Source organism: Carboxydothermus pertinax, assembly GCF_001950255.1.
Classification (GTDB): Bacteria; Bacillota; Z-2901; order Carboxydothermales; family Carboxydothermaceae; genus Carboxydothermus; species Carboxydothermus pertinax.
Genome location: NZ_BDJK01000018.1, coordinates 32,356 through 55,656, shown reverse-complemented (window position 1 = coordinate 55,656; position 23,301 = coordinate 32,356). Strand labels below are relative to the sequence as shown.

Sequence of the window (23,301 nt, the reverse complement as noted above, 5' to 3'; positions counted from 1 at the left end):
TAAATATTTGTTTAAAGGAAGATTTTACAGCTATAAAAAGCCAATTTGCGCCTAAAAAATGTTACTTTTTCAGTCCTCTCGGACGGTTCTTATATTTACGTTTAGACGGCAATATGAGAACCGTCCCTTATTTTTGCCCTTTACACGTAAGTTTAAGAACCGACTTTATGTATAAAACCGGAAGTAGAGGGAAAAACTTAATTAATGGATTGGTTTTAGGAATTAACAGACATAATACAATACAAAGAGTAACAAACGAGAGATTGGGAAAAATAATCCAAAAAAATTGGAGTAAATCAGCCATTATGCCTAAAAAATGCCTAATTTAAAAATTTGCTTTTCCCCGGCTCTCTTTATATTATAATACTTGGTATTAGCACTCTATCGAAGTGAGTGCTAACAATACATAGGAAAAAATAACTCTAAAGGAGGGGTTAACGTGTTTAAACCGCTTCATGACAGGGTTTTGGTAAAACCACTTCCCAGCGAAGAGGTGACTAAGAGCGGTATTGTCATTCCTGACACTGCTAAGGAAAAACCCCAGCAAGGGGAAGTAAAAGCCGTGGGTTCCGGCCGGATTTTAGATAACGGCGAACGGGTACCCATGGAAGTAAAAGTTGGAGACCGGGTATTTTACAGCAAGTACGCCGGTACCGAAGTTAAAATTGATGGGGAAGAGTATTTAATCTTAAGGGAAAGCGACATCCTTGGGATTTTAGAATAAAAATGATAAAAGGAGGGGTATAAATGGCTGGTAAACAAATTTTATTTAAAGAAGATGCCAGAAGAGCTCTAGAGAGAGGCGTAAACGCTCTGGCAGATGCGGTAAAAGTTACCCTTGGCCCCAAAGGCCGGAACGTTGTTTTAGAAAAGAAGTTTGGTTCACCGCAAATTATTAACGACGGTGTTTCTATTGCCCGGGAAATTGAATTAGCTGATCCTGTAGAAAACATGGGAGCTCAGCTTGTAAAGGAAGTTGCTACTAAAACCAATGATGTAGCTGGTGATGGTACTACTACTGCAACCGTTTTAGCTCAAGCAATCATCCGGGAAGGCTTAAAGAACGTAACCGCTGGTGCCAACCCGATGATTTTAAGAAAAGGGATTGAAAAGGCTGTTGCTAAGGCTGTAGAAGAAATTAAGGCTATCGCTAAACCGGTAGAAACCTCCGAAGCTATTGCACAAGTAGCAGCTATTTCCGCAAACGACGAGGAAATCGGTAAATTAATTGCCGAAGCTATGGAAAAAGTGGGTAAAGACGGGGTTATTACCGTTGAAGAGTCCCAGGGCTTTGGCACTACTTTAGAAGTAGTAGAAGGGATGAGCTTCGACCGGGGTTACATCTCCCCCTACATGATTACCGATGCCGATAAGATGGAAGCTACTTTAAATGACCCCTACATCCTCATTACCGATAAGAAAATCTCCGCTATTGCTGATTTACTACCGATTTTAGAAAAAGTTGTGCAAACGGGAAAACCCCTCTTAATTATTGCGGAAGATGTGGAAGGGGAAGCACTTGCTACCTTAGTTGTTAACAAGCTCCGCGGTACCTTCACCTGTGTTGCCGTTAAAGCTCCTGGTTTCGGTGACCGGAGAAAGGCTATGCTTGAAGATATTGCTATCCTCACCAACGGTCAGGTTGTAAGCGAAGAGCTTGGCTTCAAGCTGGAAAACGCTACCCTCTCCATGCTTGGCCGGGCAAAACAAGTACGGGTGAAGAAAGAAGAAACCATCATCGTTGGTGGCCAAGGTTCCCAAGAAGCCATTGAAAAGCGGATTGCCCAAATCAAGAAGCAAATCGAAGAAACCACTTCGGACTTTGACCGGGAAAAACTCCAAGAACGGCTTGCTAAGCTCGCTGGTGGCGTAGCTGTTATTCAAGTGGGTGCCGCTACCGAAACTGAAATGAAAGAAAAGAAACTCCGCATTGAAGATGCTTTAAATGCTACCCGGGCGGCGGTAGAAGAAGGTATCGTTGCTGGTGGCGGTACTACTTACATCCAAATCATTAGAGCTTTAGAAGAACTCGAAAAGACCGCAACCGGTGACGAAAAGACCGGTATTGCTATCGTCCGGAAAGCTTTAGAAGAGCCCTTAAAGCAAATCGCTATCAATGCTGGTTTAGAAGGCTCTGTTATCGTTGAAAAAGTTAAGACCTTACCGGTGGGTCATGGCTTCAACGCTCTTACCGAAGAATATGTTGACATGATTGCCGCTGGTATCGTTGACCCGGCAAAAGTTACCCGGAGCGCTCTTCAGAACGCTGCTTCCGTTGCTGCTATGCTCTTAACCACTGAAGCATTAGTGGCGGAAAAGCCGGAAAAGGAAAAGAAAGCCCCTGAAATGCCCAACATGGATATGATGTAAGCACGTTGGACCGGAGCTAAAAAGCTCCGGTTTTTTGTTGATTATAAAAACATAATAGTTGACAGGAATAGTAGGAATTAATATAATTAAATTAAAAAAACAATACTAAAAATGAGGTGATTAAAATGCGGATTTATCAAGATATTACGGAGCTAATAGGAAAAACACCTTTACTTAAACTAAAAAGGGTGAGCAAAGATGCTAAAGCAACTGTGGTGGCAAAGCTGGAGTATTTTAATCCTGGAGGTAGTGTAAAAGACCGTATTGCATACAATATGATCAAAGCGGCCGAAGAAAAAGGGCTATTAGATAAAGATACAGTGATCATTGAGCCTACTTCGGGCAACACCGGGATTGGCCTTGCTATGGTTGCTGCTGCCCGGGGTTATCGCTTAATCATTACCATGCCCGAAACCATGAGTGTGGAACGGCGAATGCTGTTAAAAGCTTATGGGGCAGAAATCGTTTTAACTCCAGGGGAGCTCGGGATGACCGGGGCAGTTAATAAAGCTTTGGAACTTGCTAAAGAATATCCAAAATCTTTTATTCCCCAGCAGTTTGAAAACCCTGCCAATCCGGAAATCCACCGTCAAACTACAGCCCTGGAAATCTGGGAAGATACCGATGGGAAAGTTGATATCGTGGTAGGGGGTGTCGGTACCGGTGGGACAATTACTGGAGTAGGAGAAGTTTTAAAAGCTAAAAAACCTGAAGTAAAAATAATTGCGGTAGAACCCGCGGCATCACCGGTTTTATCCGGAGGTAAACCGGGACCCCATAAAATTCAGGGAATTGGTGCCGGTTTTATACCTAAAGTGCTAAATTTGGACGTAATTGATGAAATAATCCGGGTAGAAAATGAAGATGCCTTTGCTACTGCGAAAGAGCTTGCCCGGGAAGAAGGGGTTTTAGTTGGGATTTCTTCGGGAGCAGCCCTTTGGGCAGCCCTGGAAGTTGCAAAACGCCCGGAAAATGAAGGAAAGCTCATCGTGGTCGTTTTACCCGATACTGGAGAACGTTATCTTTCTACTCCCTTGTTCAGCTAAACTTTTTATGGTATTATTATAGCAATTGGATTATTTTAAGTATTTTCCAAACTCCACTTTCAAATTACTAAATTCCAGAAGAGGTATTTTTATGGAATGTGATATTATTACCACCGATTCTGGTTATGTTGCTTTGGCAGTATCAAAAAAGGGCATTTACGCTGTTTCCCTCCCCAAAACTACTGCAAAAGACGCACTGGCAGAAATCGGAGTTGATTTCAATCCCGGTAAATCAAGTTTATTTTGTAAGACTGCCGCATTACTAAAACGTTACTATGCCGGTGAAAAAGTTGATTTTTCATCGTTGCCTTTAGATTTAAGCTGGGCTTCCCCTTTTGCTCAAAGAGTCTACCAAGAACTTTTAAAGGTCCCTTATGGGCAAACGATAACCTACGGCGAATTAGCCGCGCGGGCAGGACGCCCGGGAGCTGCTCGAGCCGTGGGGAGATCAATGGCGACCAACAAAATCACGGTAATAATTCCCTGACACCGGGTACTGGCCGCTGGAGGCGGTCTGGGTGGCTTTGCTGGAGGACTAACCTTAAAAGAAAAAATGCTCCAAATGGAAAAGCAGGCATAATTGCCTGTTTTTAATTTTGGGCTTCTAATCTTGGCTCTTTTTTTAAATATTCGACAAAAAAGGGGTTTTACCTTGTGGTATAATTAAAAATAAAATGGAGGAATTAAAATGAATTGTCCTAAATGTGGAGACCCGGGCACTCAAGTTTTCCTGGATACGGTTTATAATTTACTTAAGGAAGATTTAAAAGCTTTTTTTGAAAAGGGAGTATACTATGCTTGTACCAATCCTGATTGTGAGGTCGCTTATTTTGGCGGTAATACTTACCTGGTAAGTGATGTATATCCAAAGTTATGGTACAAAGATAGCAGTGACGATGTTTATTTATGCTACTGCAATAAAGTTACCCGCCGGGAAATCAAAGAAGCCTTCCAAAAAGTTGGCCCGGATTTAAAGGCAATTTTTGCGCTAACGGGAGCTTGTGGTGGAGGGCGCTGTCGTACCGAAAACCCTTTAGGGCGTTGTTGCCACAAGGTAATTGAGGAATATGTAAAGGAGTTACGACAGCAGTAATGAAATTGTTGAGCTTCCAAGTCTTAGCTGGAAGCTTTTTTTATGATTAAAATAATGTAAATTGTGGCCTTAAAATATTGACAAAAAGTTTAAAATGATAAATACTTTAGTGAGTAAAATATTTAGCTAATAAAAAGTAAGGGAGTGAGATTATTATTAAAGATGATAAAAAATTAAAGCTTGCCGAAGAACTTATTCGTACTGTGATTCAATTTAAAAGAGGCGATGGTTTTCACGGGCAGCGTTTTGCCATTAAAAAGAGTGAATTTATTTTACTTGCTACCATGCAGGAGATGATTTCCCAGGGTGATAAGGGAGTTAAGGTTTCCGATTTAGGAGCACGGTTGCAAATTACTCCTGCTGCAGTTACGCACATGCTCAATTCTTTAGAAGAAGGCGGCTATATTGAGCGGGTTAGGGATTTAAAAGACCGGCGGATAGTTTTGGTCAAACCTTCAAAAAAGGGTCAAGAAATTCTTGAACAGGGCAAAAAAGAGTTTTTTGAACGGTTTTATGGATTGGTAGGCTTTTTAGGTGAAGAAGACAGTAGAGAGTTAATAAAGCTACTAAATAAAGTTATACGCTATTTCAAAGAGGGGGTTAAAAAGGATGGAAACTGATTCTAAGAGAAAAATTTTACTTATCGGATTATTGTTGGGCATGTTTTTTTCGTCCTTGGACCAGACGATTGTTGGTACTGCCATGCCAAGAATCATAGGGGAATTAGGCGGCCTTGATATTTTATCCTGGGTTACTACCGCTTATATGTTAAGTTCCACTTCTTTTGTGCCCATTGCCGGAAAACTTGCGGATATTTACGGCCGGCGTATTATGTATGTATCTGGCCTTGGCCTTTTTATGTTAGGTTCTGCCTTATGCGGTACCAGTGAAAACATGACCCAGCTTATTATTTACCGCGGTCTGCAGGGCATTGGTGGCGGTATCTTAATGCCCATGGCGATGACGATCGTAGGGGATATTTTCCCGCCGGATAAAAGAGGCAAATGGCAGGGCGTTATGGGGGCCTTGTTTGGGCTTTCCTCGATTGTTGGGCCGTCTCTGGGGGGCTGGATAGTAGACCATACTTCCTGGCGCTGGGTCTTTTATATTAATTTACCGGTAGGAATTTTAGCGGCAATTACCGTTTTTATTGGATTGGCCGGTGAGAAAAGGCTTAAAGTTAATGCGCCAATAGATTTTACCGGCGCCGTTACGATGATTATTTCTGTAGCTTCTCTTTTACTGGGGCTTAGCTTGGGCGGCAAAGAATACCCCTGGAACTCCTGGCAGATAGTTGGTTTATTTATTACTTCGCTGGTGTTTTTTGTAATTTTCCTTGGGGTCGAAAAAAAGGCCGCGGAGCCGATATTAAGTTTAGGACTATTTAAAAACCGGATTTTTACCATCTCTAATATAATCGGCTTTTTAATGGGCTTTGGTATGTTTGGAGCTATCATGTTTTTACCCCTCTTTATGCAGGGAGTCTTAGGGATTTCGGCAACCAACTCCGGTAATACCATGATACCAATGATGTTTGCTATGGTCTTTACCAGTATCTTAGGCGGCCAGTTAGTTGCCAAAGTTGGTTTTAGAAATCTTTTAACTGCCGGTATGGCTTTAATGACTCTAGGTTTTTATCTCCTAAGCACTATGACTGTAGATACCACCCGCCTGATGGTGACCTTATATATAATAGTCCTGGGCTTGGGATTGGGGCTGGTGATGCCGACCTTAACCATTGCAGTGCAATATGCTTTCCCACCGGAACAGCGGGGAGTAGCGACTTCGGCAACCCAGTTTTTTAGAAGTATTGGTGGAACTTTTGGGGTAACAATTTTTGGGGTGGTCCTAAACCACCGCTCCATTGAGCTTTTAAAGAAAGATTTTCTGCCGGTGGTGGAAAAAATACCAGGCCTAACTACCGGACCTTTTGCAAGTTTTCTGGAGAAAGCCAAAACCGACCCTCAAGGGCTTTTTAATACGTTATTAAGACCGGAAGTGTTAGAGAAGATTCCACCCCAATTAAAAAACATCATAATTCCGCCATTAAAACACGCTCTGGCGGAATCTATTCACCTGGTATTTTTTGTAGCAATGTTTATAGTATTATCGGGCATTGTTATAAGTTTATTTATGGATAATATTAAGGTTGAAAGAAAGCCAAGAGGAGTAATTGCCAAAGAAAAACCGGCGGAAAGTGGAGCGGAATAAATAAGTAAAAAAGCCTTCGGGGAAAACCTGGGGCTTTTTGGCTCTATTATGGAAAAAGGCAGCGAGGGGGTTATACTGGTGGAAAAAACGGCAAAATCGGAGAAGGCAAATATAGGGGTGCTTTTGCTTTTGTCTTTAGGGCATTTGGTTACGGATATGGCGCAAGGGGCTTTGCCGGCATTGCTACCGATTTTAAAACAGGCTTTTGCCCTTAGCTATGCTAAGACCAGTCTTTTAGTATTAATGTCAAATATAGCATCGTCCGTTATTCAACCTTTTTTTGGATATATTGCAGATAGGCGTTCAGCTAGGTGGTTATTGCCTTTAGGGAGTTTGCTGGCCGGAGTGGGTGTAGCGGTTACGGGCCGTATGCCCTGGTTTTATTTACTGTTAATTGTAGTTACAATTGCAAGCGTTGGTGTTGCAGCTTATCACCCTGAAGGCTCCCGCGTAGCCAATCTGGCCAGCGGTATGCGCAAAGGAAGAGGAATGGCTGTATTTTCGGTGGGTGGCAATTTAGGTTTTGGTTTGGGTTCGATATATATGGCCTGGCTTTTAAGCAAAGGGGGCTTAAAGGCAACGGTTTTCTTCCTACTGCCAAGCTTTATAATAGCGGTATTATTTTTGTTTTCCTGGCCGCGCCTTAATTCTCTTCGGGACGAAGTGGTGGAGAAAAAAGCAAGAGGAAGTGGTCAGGGATCCGGGCAGGAGATAAAGGCTGAAAGTAAAAAAAGAACCATTGCTGCTTTTTTCCTTCTTCTTTTATACATTGTTTTTCGTACCTGGATGCATGCGGGTCTTTATACGTACGTGCCATTGTATTATACCGATTATTTAAAAGGGGATCCCCATTTAGCAGGTTACATTGTTTCGGTATTTTTACTTGCTGGTGCCGTTGGTACATTGCTGGGAGGACCACTTACGGATATTTTAGGGGCGCCGAAGGTAATGGCCGGTTCTATGGCATTACTAATTCCGCTAATTTTCTTCTTTTCCCGTACTAACAACGGTTTTGTCTACTTTGTTTTACTTGCCTTGGTTGGGGCAACTTTAATCAGTACCTTTTCGACCACGGTGGTGCTCGGGCAGCAACTTATACCCCACAGAAAAGGACTTGCCAGCGGCTTTACTATGGGTTTTGGTGTAGGCATGGGAGGAGTGGGAGTAACTTTACTTGGGGTGCTTGCTGACCACCTGGGAGTGCCGGCGGTATTTCATGTTTTAAACATCCTGGCCGTAGGAGGATTTGTCCTGGCCTTAATACTTATACGGTATTTTCCCTGGAGTTCGAAAACTATGGAGTAGTTATTTATTTGAATGATTCGTAACAGCAGGAAGGTGAAGCCGTTAGATGAATTCTAATATCTTTGAGCTTGAATACCGAATTCCTTATTACGATGTAGACTATCAAAAGAGAACCCTAATCACCAGCCTCATCAATTATTTTAACGATATAGCCTTTGTCCAAAGCGAAAACTTGGGAGGAATTGCTTATTTAACGCAAAATAATCTCGGATGGGTTCTGATGAACTGGGATATAAAAGTAGATAGATATCCAAGGTTTAATGAAAGAGTATTAGTAAGAACAGCCCCGCATTCTTTCAATAAATTTTTTGCCTATAGATGGTTTGAAATATATGATAAAGATGAAATCAAAATTGCCAAGGCCAATTCTCGGTGGCTTCTAATTAATACCGAAAAAAGAAGGCCGGTAAAAATTAACGACTATCTGTACGGGATATATGGCGTGAGTTATGAAAATAATAATATTCTGCCGATTGAAGAACCACAAAAGCTTTTGAGTATTGATATTGAAAAGCAGTTTGAGGTAAGGTACAGTGACCTGGACTCTAATGGTCATGCCAATAATGTAAAATATGTGGTATGGGCCTTAGATACTGTGCCTCTGGAAATTATCTCAAATTATAGTCTCAAAAGGCTTAAAGTTAAATACGAGAAAGAAGTAACATATGGTAAAACTGTAAGAGTATTAACCGGAATTTTTTCTGAACAGAAAACCATTGTAAGTCTCCATAAGATTGTAGATGAAGATGAAACGGAACTATGCTTTTTGGAAAGTGTCTGGTTTTTAAATGAGAAATTGAGCTAACGAACTTCAAGCTTGATAAACCTTTCTTCGGACATAAATCGCTCGCTTTTAAAATTTGTCTGGAAAAGTGGAATCAAACCACCTCCTTTTGGGCAGGATAAGCCCGGAGGTGGTATTTTTGCAAAATAAAAAAATTGAAATTTTACTAAAAACAATTGAGTTATTAAAGGCAGAACTGGCTCAATTAATAGATGAGGTAGCGGAATTAACCAATCCCGAAGTGGTAAAGAAAAGTCAGGAGTTAGACAGGATTTTAATAGAATATTATAAGCTTCTAAAAAGTACGAATAAAGAAAATACTTAAAAGATAAGCCCGGTTTTACGGGCTTTTTAAGATTATCCTTTGCGGGGTAGCTGGAAAAGATGAGATTAGCTTTTTTGAATTAGTTGTACTAACAAGATATTGTTAGATTTTAGGACTGCTGGCTATGGCATTTTTATTATTACTTTTTCTGCACTTTTACCTTGCCAAACTTTGTACTTTTATTTTGCCATAAACACAATGGAAATTTATAATGTTACTAACTCATGAGTTACTAACTTTTAATTTAGTAACTCATAAGTTAGCAGAGATGAATTTAATGATAATTTTGTGAACTCGCAAATAAGTCTGGCACCTATTTTTCTAAATAACTTAGCATAGAAGACAGTTGCAGAGTATTTTAGGGAAGCCAAAAAACCTTTTTGCAAAATATCACGGTATTTTAGCAAAGAAAAAATAAAATGAAGCAAAGCCTCCAGTTAATGCTCTGGGGGCTTTTGTGTGTATATGGTATGTTTGCCGTCGAAAGGTTGAAAGTTTCGAAACCGGTTTGGTTGAAAAAACTCAAATATTTGGGTCAAAATGAAGGTAAATAACACATAGACGGCGAAATATTTAACTCTACCCTTCGAGTTTAAAGCCTCCAATTTAAATTAACTCAGTAAAGAGAAAAGGAGAATAAAGATGATACCTTTAAGAGATGTAAACCCGAGCCGAAAATTTCCGGTGATGACAATTTTAATAATCCTGGCCAATGTGCTTGTATTTATTTTTCAAATTTCCCTTTCCCGGGAGACGAGCGAGCTTTTTTTGCATACCTTTGGTTTTACTCCTCTACGTCTGACCGAAGGATTAAGACAAGGCTTATTGTCAGAGATAGTTTGGAGTGGAGTAACCCTCTTTACCAGCATGTTTTTACATGGAAGCTTTATGCATCTTCTTAGCAATATGTGGGCTCTCTGGCTTTTTGGGGATAATGTGGAAGACCGCCTGGGGCACTTAAAATTTTTATTGTTTTATTTTTTAAGCGGGATTGTAGCAATGACAGTGCATTACGTATTTAATTTTACTTCGGACATTGTTGCAGTTGGGGCTTCGGGAGCAATTGCCGGAGTGATGGGGGCGTACTTTGTCCTTTTTCCCTTGGCTAAAATTGTGACTTTGTTTTTTTTAATTTTTATCCCAATTTTTATTGACGTTCCGGCTTTTATTTATATTGGCTTATGGTATATCTCGCAGCTATCCAATGGCATCTTAACTTTATTTGGCCCAGTTTTTGGGTTTGGAATAGCATGGTGGGCCCATATCGGAGGTTTTTTATTTGGGATGTTAGTGGGTCCAAAGTATAAATGGCGAAAAAGGACTATTTACTTCGACAACTATTTTATTGTTTAGGAAATTATTCTTTGATTCTTACTGGGGAACTGCAGTAAAATTTGAGGAAGTGCTTATAAAGTATTTGGCGGAAATACGTCAATAAGAGGAAAGAAATAAAATACCAAGAAATATTTAGCAAATGATTTATATATAATTTTAATCAGCAATAAACAGCGATAACGTTTATTTTTCAAAAATAACTACTCTTGCCTGAAAGTCAGAGAAGGTCAATAATTATAAGTGGAAGGTCAAGGAAAGTTAAAATAAAAATAAAACCTAAAAATCTATGACAGGGGGTGGTAGCCATGCTTATGAGAAGATTTGATCCTTTTAGAGAAGTGTTAGATTTAAATCGCCTGTTTGCCGAAGCCTTTGCACCGATTAGTAGAGGTGTATCAATCCCAAGGGTAGATATTCTTGATGAAGGCGATGAAATATTAGTTAAGGCAGAACTCCCTGGCATAGAAGATAAGAACCAGATTGAGCTGTATGTCCAAAACGATCATCTAATTATTAAAGGACAGGTTAAAGATGAAATAGAAGCAAGAAACGATAAATTCTATCGCAAGGAAATATTTACAGGCAGCTTTGAGCGAGTAGTGTACTTGCCGGTAGAAGTAGAACCTGCTAAAGCAACTGCTGAATATAAAAACGGCATTTTAAACATCAGGCTCAAGAAGGCACAGGATAATCTGCGAGGATTTAAAGTGGATATCCAATAATCCTCCTCTCCCCGAAGTTTTAAGGCTTCGGGGTTTTTTATTGCCTAAAGCAAAATTTGTAATAAACCTTATTATCATCCTCCCACTCTTAAAAACTTCTTTCTGTAATTTTTAATTAGCTCTTTACAGATTTCCTTATTGCCGCTAAAAATAATTCGTGTACGTGGTAAGGATATCTTTCCAAAAGTCCTCGGTTTTTCAGGAACAAGCTCCACTACCCATCCCTTACCAGTATACTTATGTTTGCCTTCTTTTTTCTCACAGATATTCTCAAAATACTCTTCGATTTCTGATAAACTTATCCCGCTATCAATTTCGTAGGAAAACTGCTCCACACTTTGTCACTCCTTGAAAGTATTAATTTCCGTATGCAGAACAGGAACGGTACATTTGCTTAAGCTAAATCTTTATTGATAGTATAAAATATTTCTTCTTTATCCTCAAACATCAGTGAATGTGATTGCCATTTATGCACCAGATGTAATCAAGTAAAAAATGAAGGAAAAAAGTAGAAAATGACGAATAAAGTTCTATATAAATACTTTATGAGGTGGTAAAAATGCCGGGAGAAATTAACGCAGTAAAGAAAAAATTAGTAGAAATATTTTCTCATGAATTTTGGTTTCTAGTCCCGGAATACCAAAGGCCATATGTATGGCAAGATGAAAATATTGTCGAGCTTATAGATGATCTTTATTATGCTTTTACAAACAAACAGGATAGCGAATACTTTTTAGGTTCACTGGTACTTAAAAAGACTGAAACAAAAGATTATCCTGAATATGAAGTGCTTGATGGTCAGCAACGGCTGACAACATTTTTCTTGATGTTTGCTGTGTTAAGAGACTTGATAGCTGAAACGGAATATAAGGATACTTTGCAGGAGCTTATTTACCAAAAAGAAAACAAACTTAAAAAAATTCCATCCCGCAAAAGAATGGTATTTAAGATTAGGGATGATGTTGAAAAATTCATTGAGGAGTACATCATAAAAATTGGTGGAACAAAAGAAAAAGAAAAGCTTGAGGAATACAGAAAAAGTGAAAATCCTTCTATCTCGAATATGGCCTCAGCCGTTCTCTTAATGAACGAACTTTTTCAGGAAAAAACAAAAATCGAGGAGTTTGTCGAATTTATATTAAACAAAGCTCTATTTATTTCTGTATCAACAGATAATACCGAGGATGCTTTTAGACTATTTACTATTTTAAACGATCGGGGGATACCTCTCACTAACGCTGACATCTTAAAATCAAAAAATATCGGAGCAATTAGCGATGAAAACGAAGTGCGTAAATATGCCCGGGAATGGGAAGAATTAGAAGAATATTTTGGGGAAAAATTTGACCGTTTTCTTGCTTTTATAAGGACGATTTTTGTTAAAGAAAAAGCCAGAGCAAACCTTTTAAATGAATTTGAAAATAACATTTATGGTAAAGGAAAACTCAAGCTTGGAAAAGAAACAATTGATCTGTTGAAAACTTACCAAAATATCTACGAAAAAATTATTGAGCTTTCCGAAGACAGCCTTCCCAATGACTACAAAAACTTAATTACCATAATGAAAATTGGACTGCCTTCGGATGACTGGGTACCTCCGCTTTTATATTTTTACTACAAATACCACCCCACAGATAAACTCTTAGAATTTCTACGCAAACTGGAATATAAATTTGCTGGTGACTGGATTTGCCAGAAAACACCCACGGAACGGATAGAAGCAGTAAATAAAATCTTAAGAGAAATTGAAGATACCGAAAAGGAAGAAATTGATAAGCTTTTAAACAGCAGTGTTTTTTTAATTGATGCTGAAGAATTACAGCGCAATCTTAATGATGAAAACTTTTATAGGAAGCCTTACTGTAAGTATGTACTTTTAAAAATCGAATATCTTTTTAATGACCAAACAGCCCATTTAAGTAGTTATAAGAAAATCTCAGTCGAGCATGTTTTACCGCAAAATCCCAAACCAGATAGTAAATGGGTGCAAATATTTAGCTTAGAAGAAAGGCAGAAGTGGACTAATCGTCTGGCTAACCTGGTTTTGATAGGTAAAATGAAAAATTCTCAATTAAGCAACCTTGACTTTCAGGAGAAAAAAGAAAGATATCTGCGAGGGCGGGTAGATGCCTTTAAAGCAAGTAAGATATTTATAGAAAATACCGAAGATTGGACTCCAGAACTTTTAGAAAAGCGGCAGAAGTACCTCATAAACATGCTAGTTCAAAATAAGTTTTTAAAAAATGTTGAGGGGGGAACGCCAGTTAGAATAATTACAGAACTGCCAAGACCTTATAAAAGAATTGAGTGGAATGATCCGATTAATATCACCAAAGACCAATGGAAAAAAGCATTATTAAATAGTAATATAACTACAACCAAAGATTTAGCATTACTTTTAATGATTTATACAAAGCCTTTTCAATGCGAAACTGCTTCGAACTTAGCCGATGAGATAGGAAAAAATTATCAATACTTAAACAGCATTGCTTCAAGATTGGGTAAAAGAATTGCTGAACATTTTGGTATTGAAGTACCAAAAGAAAAAAACAAACCAAATAATTACAACTATTGGCACATCCCTTTTTTAGGAGCTAAGCATAAAAAAGAAAAAATAAATTTTTCTGGATCTTAAGACCTGAACTAAAAGAAGCATTGGACGAAATTATTAATGAAAATCAAATGCTTGATGTTAATGAAATTATAAATATCTTAAAAATTGATTAAGCCAAATTGATATGTAACCATGTAAAAAAGGAAATAATTAAAAAAGCCGAAAATAGAAACACGGTAAGAAAATACCTCAGAGCAGAGGGCATTCCTGAAAGGAAGCCGCAACCCAAAAGAGGGTCAAAGCTTGACCCATACAAAGATACTATTCAAGAGCTCATGAATCTGGGGATATTCAATTGCGAAGTCATTTATGAAAGAATCAAGGAAAGAAGACTACACCGGAGGTCGCATTATTGATCTGGTGCGTGCCACTGCAGTGTTGGATAGGCTATTACACCATGCCCATATAATCAACATAAGGGGGAACCGCTACCGCCTAAAGGAGAGGTTAAAAACCGGTCTCTACGGTAATCCACATGTCAAAGCTTAATTTTAAAAAAAGCCAGGGTGGGTCAATTTAAATCTGCTATTGACACTTGTTTTAGTATGGAGCAGGTGATAAAAGGGATATAAGACTTGTAAATTGTGTAACCTGTGGTAAAGGAGAGCATAGTCAGGATGGCTAAACAGGTTGGTAAAGCTGGGTCAGGGGCCAGAAAAATGGCTGAAAAAAGGACACTAATAATTTATGGTACATTGCTTGGGTTTATTCTGGCAGGGAGTTTTTTGTTGAAATTTGCCGGTAAAATACTTTTATTTAATTCTTACTGGGTGAACCTTTTTGGCCTATTAATTGCGGGAGTAGGTATTGGGGTTTTTATAGCTGTATTTATGATTGCAACAGACTCCAAAGAGGTAGACCAGCCAATAAACCGGGCTCTTAAAGGAGCAAAAGCTGAAGAGAAAATTTCTGAAATACTCGGGCAATTGCCAGAAGGTTATACAGTTTTTAACGACTTTCCCTGTCCTATGGGAAACATTGACCACATTGTTGTTGGGCCGACTGGCATATTTATTATTGAAACCAAGAGCCATTCAGGAGAAGTAACTTTATCTCAGGAAGGAAAACTGCTTCTGAATTCGAAGGAATTGGAGAAAGATTTTTTAAAGCAGGTGCTGGGGCAAACATTTTGGCTAAAAGAACGAATGGTCGGGCTTTTAGAAAAAACACCCTTTATAAACCCAATTATCGTGTTTACCAATGCTTTTGTAAAAATTGACAAGCCAGTAAAAGGGGTTCGTATTGTAAATAAAAAATGGCTTATAGATGCGATAAACGAAAATAAGGTACAGTTAAGTGATGAGGCAATAAAAAGAATTGTTAGTTTTTTGACCGTGATAAAACAAGAATAAAAATTTTTGGTACCCGGGGAACGGGTATTTTTAGAGCATAATGGTTGGTAAAAAAGTAATTAATACAGTAATGAAAATGGGAATTTGGCTTTTGAAAAAGTAGGAACTTCAAGAGTATAAAGCTAAGGCGGCTAAGGCCATGGATATTTTAGAAGCTGGTTTTGAAGATGCTGTGGCAGTTTTAGTGCTTCCTGAAAGGTATCACAAAAGATTTCGTACCACCGTTAATGGTTGCAGCAATAAGTATAAGAAAAAATCACAATTAAACACAAAAATATATAAAACGCCGCTTCCAAGTCAAAGAATTGAAGAGCGGTGTTTTTTCGTTTTTGCTGGAGTAAAAGAATGTCACAAAAAGAGGGATTTGCAGAAAAATGAAGAAAATAAGTGAAAGGTAAGGTGTAAATTTTATCTTGCATTGTAGACATGATTCCCTTCCTGAGGCTATTGAAGATAAGCAGAAAGCTTAAATAAAGACTTATTTAATTGCAGAAAAAAATATATTTTGACGAAAAAATAAAAACAGGCAACATACTAGTTTAAGGGTGAGGTTAATGGCAGTGGCAACTGAAAAAATAACTTTAGCGCAGTTAGAGACCCATCTTTTTAAAGCAGCAGATATTTTGCGGGGAAAAATGGATGCTTCCGAATACAAGGAATACATCTTTGGTATGCTTTTTTTAAAATATACCTCAGATGTTTTTGCTGCCAAGAAATTAGAGCTGGAAAACATGTATAAAAACTTAGGCTTTTCTGATGAACAAATTAAAGAATTAACGGAAGACCCCAATTCATACGATATTTTTTATGTACCTCCAAAAGCCCGCTGGGAGTACATACTTAACTTAAAAGAGGACGTAGGAAACCAGTTGAATAAAGCGCTTTCTGCTTTAGAGGAAGCAAATCCTGAGTTAGATGGGGTTTTAAAGCATATTGATTTCAACGCTACCAAAGGAAAAATAAAGCTTAAAGACCAGCAGTTAATTGACCTTATCCATCACTTCAATAAATACACTCTGACTCCGGAAAGCTTTGAGTTTCCAGATTTGTTGGGTGCAGCATATGAGTATCTTTTAAAAGAATTTGCTGATTCGGCCGGGAAAAAAGGCGGCGAGTTTTATACTCCTGCCGGTGTCAAAAAACTGATGGTAAGGCTGGTTAAACCCGGCGAGAACATGACCGTTTACGACCCGACGGTTGGTTCGGGAGGCTTTTTGATTGAAGCTTTTCACTATGTAGAAGAGAAAGGGCAGGATCGTTATAACTTAGGACTTTATGGGCAGGAGTTAAATGGACTCACTTGGTCGATTTGTAAAATGAACATGATTTTACACGGTATTTCAGATGCCCATATTGAAAATGAAGATGTTTTAACCACTCCGATGTTTTTAGAAAACGGGTATATCAAGCGCTTTGACCGGGTGCTGGCCAATCCTCCTTTTTCCGAAAATTATACCCGGGCAAACATGCAGTATCCGGAGCGGTTTAAATACGGTTTTACACCCGAAACCGGCAAAAAAGCTGACTTAATGTTTTTACAGCATATGATTGCCAGCTTAAAAGATGATGGGATTATGGCCACCGTTATGCCTCACGGCGTTTTGTTCCGGGGCGGACAGGAAAAGGTAATTCGGGAAGGGATTGTTAAAGAAGGTATAATTGAAGCAATCATTGGGCTTCCGCCTAAACTTTTTTACAATACCGGGATTCCGGCCTGCATCATAGTGATTAATAAAAATAAACCCGAACATTTAAAAAATAAAATTTTATTTATCAATGCCGACCGGGAATATGGCGAAGGAAGAAATCAAAACTTCTTACGCCCTGAAGATATCGAAAAAATTGTAAATGTTTTTGATGAGAAAAAGGAAATACCTGGCTATTCAAGACTGGTGGATATAAAAGAAATTGAAGAAAATGACTTTAATCTTAACATCAGAAGATATGTAGATAATTCTCCAGAGCCAGAGATAGAAGATGTGCGGGCCCATCTTACCGGTGGGGTACCTTTACGGGAAGTAAGAAGGTATGAAGAGCAGTTTAAAAAATTTGGGATTTCTTACGCTATTCTTTTAGAAAAAAAAGATGAGCATTATTTAGAGTTTAATGATTTAATAACAGAAAAAAGTCAAATAAGAGAAGTCCTTGAAAATGCTAATGAAGTGAAAAATACCATAGCAAAACATAAGGAAATGCTTTTAAACTGGTGGCAGGAAGTAGAACAGGAGATTTTAGAGTTTTACGGAAGAAATAACCTCTGGAGTTTTAGAAACGCTGCCCTGAATAAATTAAAGGAAAAGCTTTTGCCTCTTGGAACTCTTGATGAATTTAAAATTGCCGGCGTTTTCGTGAACTGGTGGGAAGAACTTCTTTATGATTTTAAGAGTATAGCTGCTACCGGCTGGAATAAAAACCTGGTGAATGATGAAAGGATTAAGGAAAAATATTTCGGGAAGGAAATCGAAGAAATAGAAGAACTGGAAAGTAAAATTGCGGAAGTAGAAGGCGAACTAAATGAACTTTTAGATGAAGTTGAAGAATGGGATGAAGAAGAGCAGGGAGAGAAAACGGCAAGCAAAGTAAAAAATCATCTAAAAGAGCTGGTAAAAGAATTAAAAGAAAATAAGAGCGAATCGGCAATTAAAGAAGCTAAAAGATGGGAGGAGTTATTGGCTAAAATAGCTGAAAAAGAAAAAGAAATTAAAAATGCCCGAAGCAAAAAAACGCAAAAAGAAAAAAATCTTGAAAATGAAGTTTCCAGAAGAAAAGAAAACTTAACCGAGGAAGAAGTTAAAGAACTACTTTTGGGAAAATTCTATGAACTTATCGATAAACAGCTTGAAAAGTATCTAAATGCGGAAAAGAAAGAAATCGTCAAAGTCTTTGAAAATCTTTGGGACAAGTATAATGTATCGCTTTCTGAACTCACAAAAGCAAGAGATGAAGAAGTAAATAAGCTAAATGAGTTTCTGCAAAAACTGGGGTGTTACTATGAATGAGGATAAAAAAGTGCCAGAGGGATGGAAAAGGGTTAAGCTGGGTTATCTTAGTTCTATAAAGACAGGAAATAGCAACGTACAAGATGCTGTAGAAAATGGAATGTATCCTTTATTTGATAGGTCTGGTGAAGTCAAGTTAATTAACAACTATATTTTTGATTGTGAGGCAGTTATATTACCTGGTGAAGGTGTCGAGTTTGTTCCAAAATACTTTGATGGAAAATTTAATTTACATCAGCGAACTTATGCTATTTTTGATTTTGAAAAAGAAGTTAGTGGCAAGTATTTATACTATACAATTTTTTACTATCGTGGGTACTTTTCAAAAAATGCTGTTGGTTCGACTGTAAAGTCCTTAAGATTACCAATAATTAGAGATTTTAAACTTATATTGCCAACATTATCTGAACAACAAAAAATCGCCGAAGTCCTTGAAACTGTTGATAATGCCATCGAAAAAACTGACGCTATTATTGAAAAATATAAACGCTTAAAACAGGGGTTAATGCAGGATTTATTGACAAAAGGTATTGACGAAAACTGGCAGATAAGGGATGAAAAAACTCATAAATTTAAGGACTCTCCCCTGGGGAGAATTCCGGAAGAGTGGAAAGTTGTGAAATTAGGAGAAGTAGTAGATTCTTCAGCAGGTGGAACTCCAAGCAGAGAAAAGCCTGAATTTTATGGAGGAAACATAAGATGGCTTAAGTCTGGGGAGATAAATAAAAAATATATTTTTGATACAGAAGAAAAAATAACGAAAAAGGGTCTTAGATTTTCAAACGCCAAAATTGTTCGTGCGAATACAGTAGTTGTTGCAATGTATGGAGCTACTGCTGGTCAAGTGGGAATAATTAAAAATAATATGGCTACCAACCAAGCAGTTCTTGCTTTAAAAATTCCAAATGAAAATCTATTATACAATGAATTTTTATTTTATGTACTTACTAACTTTATGCAAAGAACTCTTTCAAACTTACAGGGTTCTGGGCAACCTAATCTAAGCAAAATAATTATTGATTCTAGTACATTTATTCTTCCCCCTCTTCCCGAACAACAACGCATTGCTGCAGTTTTATCTCAAATTGACGAAGCCATTGAAAAAGAACAGGCTTACAAAGAAAAGCTTGAAAGGATTAAAAAAGGCCTGATGGAAGATTTACTGACCGGGCGGGTCAGGGTTAATTCCCTGCTTTAAGTATTTGGTTTGGGAGGCTTTTCTAAATGTACAGTAAGCTTGATGAGGAGCATTATGTAGAAAATCCCTTCTTAGCCCAGCTTCTAAGGCTGGGCTGGAAGGTATACCGGCAAAATAAAGATAATCCCGAAGAGTTAAAAGAGATTACTTCGTTTACTGAAGCTTTTGAACCAGCTTTTGGTGAGTCGTTTAAGTTCAGAGAAAGCTTTAAAGAAGTAGTTTTAGAAAGCGTTTTAAAAGAAAGCTTGAAAAAAATTAATCCTTGGCTTATGGACGACCAGATAAATGAGGTAGTGCGGAAGATTACCACTCCTCAGGCCAATTCCTTTTTGGAAATCAACCGGGAGATTCATGATTTACTTTTAGAAAACACCTCTGTATCCGAAAACCGTAGGACCGGTGAAAAAAGCCCTACGGTCAGATTTATTGACTTTAGAAATCCGGAAAACAATACTTTTTTAGCTGTATCGCAGTATAAAGTAAACATTCCGGGAACAGAAAAACATATTATTCCCGATATCGTTCTCTTTGTAAACGGCTTACCTCTGGTGGTTGTGGAGTGCAAGTCCCCGGCGATTGCCGATCCCCTGACCGAAGCTATAACCCAGCTCCTGCGCTACTCCAACCGGCGAGGAGTTAAAGAAGGAAACGAAAAACTCTTCTGGTACAATGTTTTTATGATTGCCACTTCCAATCAGGTAGCCAAATACGGTACCATTACCTCGGACTTTGAACATTTTGTAGAATGGAAAGACCCGTATCCTTATACCATGTCCGAAGTAAATCCCGAAGGCAGCGTAACCAGTCAGCAGCTTTTAATTCACGGGATGCTTTCAAAACAGAATTTCCTCGACTTACTGCACACCTTTACCATTTTTAAAGAAGACTCCAAAGGCGGTGTAATCAAAGTAGTTGCCCGCTATCAGCAGTTTAGAGCTGTAAAAAAGATGGTTAAACGGTTAAAAGAGGGGAAAACTCCGGCAGAGAGGGGCGGGATTGTCTGGCACACCCAGGGGTCGGGAAAGTCGCTGACCATGATGTACATGGTCCGGGAAATGTACCACCAGCCGGAATTTGGAAGTTTCAAGATAGTTTTTATAACCGACCGGAAAGAATTAGAACAGCAGTTAAGAGACACCTCAAAAAGCGTTGGCTTTACTGTAAATCTTGCGGGAAGCATCGATGAACTTAAACAGCTTTTAAGAACCAACACTCCCGATCTGGTTATGGCCATGGTGCATAAGTTTCAGGAACGGGATTTAAAACGGGAGTTTCCCGTATTAAATACATCGCCCGATATCCTGGTAATGATTGATGAAGCGCACCGCACTCAGTACAAGCTTTTAGGAGCCAATTTAAGAAAAGCCTTGCCCAATGCGGTTAGAATAGCTTTTACCGGAACTCCGATTGATAAGACTGAGCAAGAATTTGGCCAGTACATAGACAAATACAGCATCCGGCAGGCAGTAGACGATGGGGTTACGGTAGAAATAGTTTATGAAGGCCGGGTCCACAGTGCCGAACTTTCCGATGAAGAAGCGGCCAATGCCAGGTTTGAGGATGTCTTTCGGGATGCTGATCAGGAGACAAAACGCCAAATCTTAGGCAAATATACCTGGAAGGCCTATCTTGAAGCAGAAGAAGTAATCAGGGATAAAGCAAAAGACATGATCGACCATTATGTGACGCATATCTTCCCTAATGGCTTTAAAGCCCAGGTGGTTACTGTTTCACGTTTAGCTGCAGTAAGATATAAAAAGGCCTTAGAAGACGCCTTGAAAGAAAAAATTGCTGAGCTGGAAAAGAGCCAGAACCAGAAAGTAGACTTGGGGACGCTAAAAAAGTTAAAAGTAGGAGTCGTAATCTCCGGTAAACAGAACGATGAAGCTATCTATCAGCCCTATACCAATCCGGTGGAGCACGAAAAAATAATCCAGAGTTTTCGCCTTCCCTTTGGTAAAGTTAACGAGAGTGGCATATCGGGGGATGTAGGTATTTTAGTAGTTCAGAGCATGCTGATTACCGGTTTTGATGCTCCGATAGAACAGGTTATGTATCTTGATAATGTAATAAAAGGTCATAACTTACTGCAGGCCATAGCCCGGGTAAACCGGGTTTACAAAAACAAATCCTGCGGCTATGTGGTGGATTATGTTGGCGTTTTAAATCATTTAGAAGAAGCGCTGGCAATTTATGCCGATGAAGATTTAGCCGAAATCTCCAAGGTTGTTATTAATAAAGCAAAAAGTATTGCTAATTTGCATTATACCCATAGACAGCTCGAAGAATTTTTTGCGAAAAATGGCCTTAAAGACTGGAGGTATCAGGTTGATGATTGCATTGACCTTTTAGTTGACGAAAAAATCAGAAATGAATTTATCATGCTGGTTCGAAACTTCAATCGGGCGATGGATACGGTTCTTCCGGATGCTGAGGCCTTAAAATATCTAACCGATTTAAAGATATTAAGCTTTATCAAAGAAGCAGCCCGAAATCGTTATCGCGACGGTAAATTAAGCATAAGCGATGCCAGCCGGAAAATAAGGGAGATCGTAGAAGAGTACATAATAGCCAAGGGAATCGACCCCAAAATTCCGCCAACCCCGCTTTTAGATGATAAATTTTTAAATAAATTAAAAGGAAAGCCAGCTAAAGTTAAAGCTCAGGAATTGATAACGGCTATTAAAGAACATATTGTTGATCATTTTGAAGAAGACCCGGAGCTATATGAAAGATTTTCCGATAGATTAAAAAGATTGCTGGAAGAATATCACGAAAAGTGGGAAATACTTGCCGAAGAGTTAGAAAGATTTAGGGAGGAAATTCAAAAGGGTCGGGAAGTAGAAAATACCTTTGGGTTTGAACCTAAGAAAGAAATGCCGTTTTTTGGCCTGCTGAAAAAGGAGTTATTTGGGCAGAAAGCCTTTAATGAGCTGAGTGAGGAAGAAGTTAATTTCCTTGTTGATTTAACCAGAGACGTAATTGAAATAATTAAGAGAGAGACCAAAGCGGTTGACTTCTGGGAAAGCTACACCAAGCAAAAGCGGTTAAAAACCTATGTAGGAAACCACCTGCTGCAGAAATTAGTTCCAAAAGCTTCTGCCGGTAAGGGTGTTGCTGAAAATCCTGCTCCCTATCATGCCGATAGCTTAGCAAAAGTAATATTTAATAAAAGAAACGAAATAACGCAAAAACTCCTGGAACTTGCCTATTATCACTACGGGAAGTGAAAAACATGGATATAAAAATTGAAAAAATAATTCGCACCAAAAGAAAGACCATTGCTCTGGAAATAACCGATAACGCTACTTTAATAGTTAGAGCGCCTTACAGAGTAAGTGAAAGCACCATTTTTGCGGTTATTCGAAAGCACTACGACTGGATTATTAAAAAGAAAAAAGAAGTGGAAGCCCGGGACCCAAAAGTTAGAGCTAAAGAGTTTGTTAACGGTGAAGGCTTTTTATATCTTGGAAAGTATTATAAACTTCAGATAGTGGAAGACCAGATCGAGCCTCTTAAATTTGCAAATGCGTTTTATCTTGCAAAGAAAGCACTGCCGCAGGCAGAAAAGGTATTTACCGAATGGTATAAGAAGGAAGCTTTAATCAAGATAACTGAACGGGTACAGTTTTATGCTAAGATGGGCGGTTATAAATATTCCCGAATAAAGATTACCAATGCCCGGAGAAGATGGGGTTCCTGCTCAAGCAAGGGCAACTTAAATTTTAGCTGGCGGTTAATTATGGCCCCCTTGCCGGTTATTGATTATGTAGTAGTGCATGAACTTGTGCATTTAGAGGAGAAAAATCATGGTAAAGCTTTTTGGACTAAAGTTAAGATTTTAATGCCTGACTACCAAAAGCACGAAAAATGGCTAAAAGAAAACGGGTATGTTTTAAAAATTTAACAGGAGTCTAAATCCTACTTTAAGCTTTGAGGGTTAAAAA

The 23,301-nt window shown here is 38.6% G+C and carries 21 protein-coding genes and 2 pseudogenes; 22 read left to right on the top strand and 1 reads right to left on the bottom strand.

Going from position 1 to position 23,301, the window contains the following annotated elements; translation table 11 throughout:
* From cpu_RS13940 to cpu_RS06350, 13 genes are all read left to right on the top strand, one after another.
* Positions 1–329 (top strand): hypothetical protein (locus tag cpu_RS13940; RefSeq protein ID WP_234970203.1); only part of this gene is annotated, 329 nt, incomplete at its 5' end.
* Positions 330–439: 110 nt separating this feature from the next.
* A complete protein-coding gene (groES, locus tag cpu_RS06405) occupies positions 440–724 on the top strand; it encodes a co-chaperone GroES (protein WP_075859206.1) in 285 nt (94 codons plus the stop codon).
* 23 nt (positions 725–747) lie between these two features.
* Complete coding sequence (gene groL, locus cpu_RS06400) at positions 748–2,370, top strand: chaperonin GroEL (RefSeq protein ID WP_075859205.1); 1,623 nt, start codon at positions 748–750, stop codon at positions 2,368–2,370.
* A 125-nt stretch (positions 2,371–2,495) separates the two neighbouring features.
* Positions 2,496–3,416, top strand: a complete 921-nt coding sequence (cysK, locus tag cpu_RS06395; RefSeq protein ID WP_075859204.1) for a cysteine synthase A — start codon at positions 2,496–2,498, stop codon at positions 3,414–3,416.
* A 91-nt stretch (positions 3,417–3,507) separates the two neighbouring features.
* Positions 3,508–3,996 carry a methylated-DNA--[protein]-cysteine S-methyltransferase gene (locus cpu_RS06390; protein WP_256445531.1) on the top strand — a complete coding sequence of 163 codons (489 nt, stop codon included), beginning with the start codon at positions 3,508–3,510 and terminating at the stop codon, positions 3,994–3,996.
* Positions 3,997–4,104: 108 nt separating this feature from the next.
* Complete coding sequence (locus tag cpu_RS06385) at positions 4,105–4,509, top strand: copper chaperone Copz family protein (protein ID WP_075859203.1); 405 nt, start codon at positions 4,105–4,107, stop codon at positions 4,507–4,509.
* Positions 4,510–4,712: 203 nt separating this feature from the next.
* Entirely contained in the window at positions 4,713–5,129 is a 417-nt protein-coding gene (locus cpu_RS06380) for a MarR family winged helix-turn-helix transcriptional regulator (RefSeq protein ID WP_234970202.1), read from the top strand.
* Positions 5,119–6,720, top strand: coding sequence for an MDR family MFS transporter (locus cpu_RS06375; RefSeq protein WP_075859201.1), 1,602 nt, complete (start codon positions 5,119–5,121; stop codon positions 6,718–6,720). Before cpu_RS06380 ends, cpu_RS06375 begins: the two co-directional genes overlap by 11 nt.
* A gap of 78 nt (positions 6,721–6,798) precedes the next feature.
* Positions 6,799–8,025: an MFS transporter gene (locus cpu_RS06370; protein WP_234970201.1), complete on the top strand. Its 1,227-nt coding sequence runs from the start codon at positions 6,799–6,801 to the stop codon at positions 8,023–8,025.
* 46 nt (positions 8,026–8,071) lie between these two features.
* Positions 8,072–8,830 (top strand): acyl-[acyl-carrier-protein] thioesterase, encoded by a 759-nt coding sequence (locus cpu_RS06365; RefSeq protein WP_075859199.1) that lies wholly within the window; start codon positions 8,072–8,074, stop codon positions 8,828–8,830.
* Positions 8,831–8,948: 118 nt separating this feature from the next.
* Positions 8,949–9,134, top strand: coding sequence for an aspartyl-phosphate phosphatase Spo0E family protein (locus cpu_RS06360; RefSeq protein WP_041537639.1), 186 nt, complete (start codon positions 8,949–8,951; stop codon positions 9,132–9,134).
* A 642-nt stretch (positions 9,135–9,776) separates the two neighbouring features.
* Positions 9,777–10,487: a rhomboid family intramembrane serine protease gene (locus cpu_RS06355; protein ID WP_075859198.1), complete on the top strand. Its 711-nt coding sequence runs from the start codon at positions 9,777–9,779 to the stop codon at positions 10,485–10,487.
* Between the two features lie 287 nt (positions 10,488–10,774).
* Entirely contained in the window at positions 10,775–11,191 is a 417-nt protein-coding gene (locus tag cpu_RS06350) for an Hsp20/alpha crystallin family protein (protein WP_075859197.1), read from the top strand.
* Between the two features lie 74 nt (positions 11,192–11,265).
* Here cpu_RS06350 and cpu_RS06345 read toward each other — a convergent pair whose 3' ends face one another.
* Positions 11,266–11,526 (bottom strand): MoaD-like domain-containing protein, encoded by a 261-nt coding sequence (locus cpu_RS06345; RefSeq protein ID WP_075859196.1) that lies wholly within the window; start codon positions 11,524–11,526, stop codon positions 11,266–11,268.
* A gap of 224 nt (positions 11,527–11,750) precedes the next feature.
* On the opposite strand from cpu_RS06345, the gene cpu_RS06340 reads away from it, so the two are divergent.
* From cpu_RS06340 to cpu_RS06305, 9 genes and pseudogenes are all read left to right on the top strand, one after another.
* Positions 11,751–13,826, top strand: a complete 2,076-nt coding sequence (locus cpu_RS06340) for a DUF262 domain-containing protein (RefSeq protein ID WP_075859195.1) — start codon at positions 11,751–11,753, stop codon at positions 13,824–13,826.
* Between the two features lie 143 nt (positions 13,827–13,969).
* Positions 13,970–14,171 (top strand): annotated as a pseudogene (locus cpu_RS13445) (IS21 family transposase); the annotation flags it as partial.
* Positions 14,160–14,294 (top strand): annotated as a pseudogene (locus cpu_RS13460) (ATP-binding protein); the annotation flags it as partial. The pseudogenes cpu_RS13445 and cpu_RS13460, both read left to right, overlap by 12 nt.
* Before the next feature lie 128 nt (positions 14,295–14,422).
* Positions 14,423–15,157: a nuclease-related domain-containing protein gene (locus cpu_RS06330; protein WP_075859194.1), complete on the top strand. Its 735-nt coding sequence runs from the start codon at positions 14,423–14,425 to the stop codon at positions 15,155–15,157.
* A 139-nt stretch (positions 15,158–15,296) separates the two neighbouring features.
* Positions 15,297–15,548, top strand: coding sequence for a hypothetical protein (locus cpu_RS06325; protein WP_075859193.1), 252 nt, complete (start codon positions 15,297–15,299; stop codon positions 15,546–15,548).
* Between the two features lie 163 nt (positions 15,549–15,711).
* Complete coding sequence (locus tag cpu_RS06320; protein WP_011343759.1) at positions 15,712–18,156, top strand: type I restriction-modification system subunit M; 2,445 nt, start codon at positions 15,712–15,714, stop codon at positions 18,154–18,156.
* A complete protein-coding gene (locus tag cpu_RS06315) occupies positions 18,149–19,354 on the top strand; it encodes a restriction endonuclease subunit S (protein WP_075859192.1) in 1,206 nt (401 codons plus the stop codon). The genes cpu_RS06320 and cpu_RS06315 overlap by 8 nt, the downstream gene beginning before the upstream one ends.
* A 26-nt stretch (positions 19,355–19,380) precedes the next feature.
* Positions 19,381–22,584: a type I restriction endonuclease subunit R gene (locus tag cpu_RS06310; protein WP_075859191.1), complete on the top strand. Its 3,204-nt coding sequence runs from the start codon at positions 19,381–19,383 to the stop codon at positions 22,582–22,584.
* Between the two features lie 5 nt (positions 22,585–22,589).
* The gene (locus cpu_RS06305) at positions 22,590–23,261 is read left to right on the top strand and encodes a M48 family metallopeptidase (protein ID WP_075859190.1); all 672 of its coding nucleotides are present in this window, start codon (positions 22,590–22,592) and stop codon (positions 23,259–23,261) included.
* Positions 23,262–23,301 lie beyond the last annotated feature (40 nt).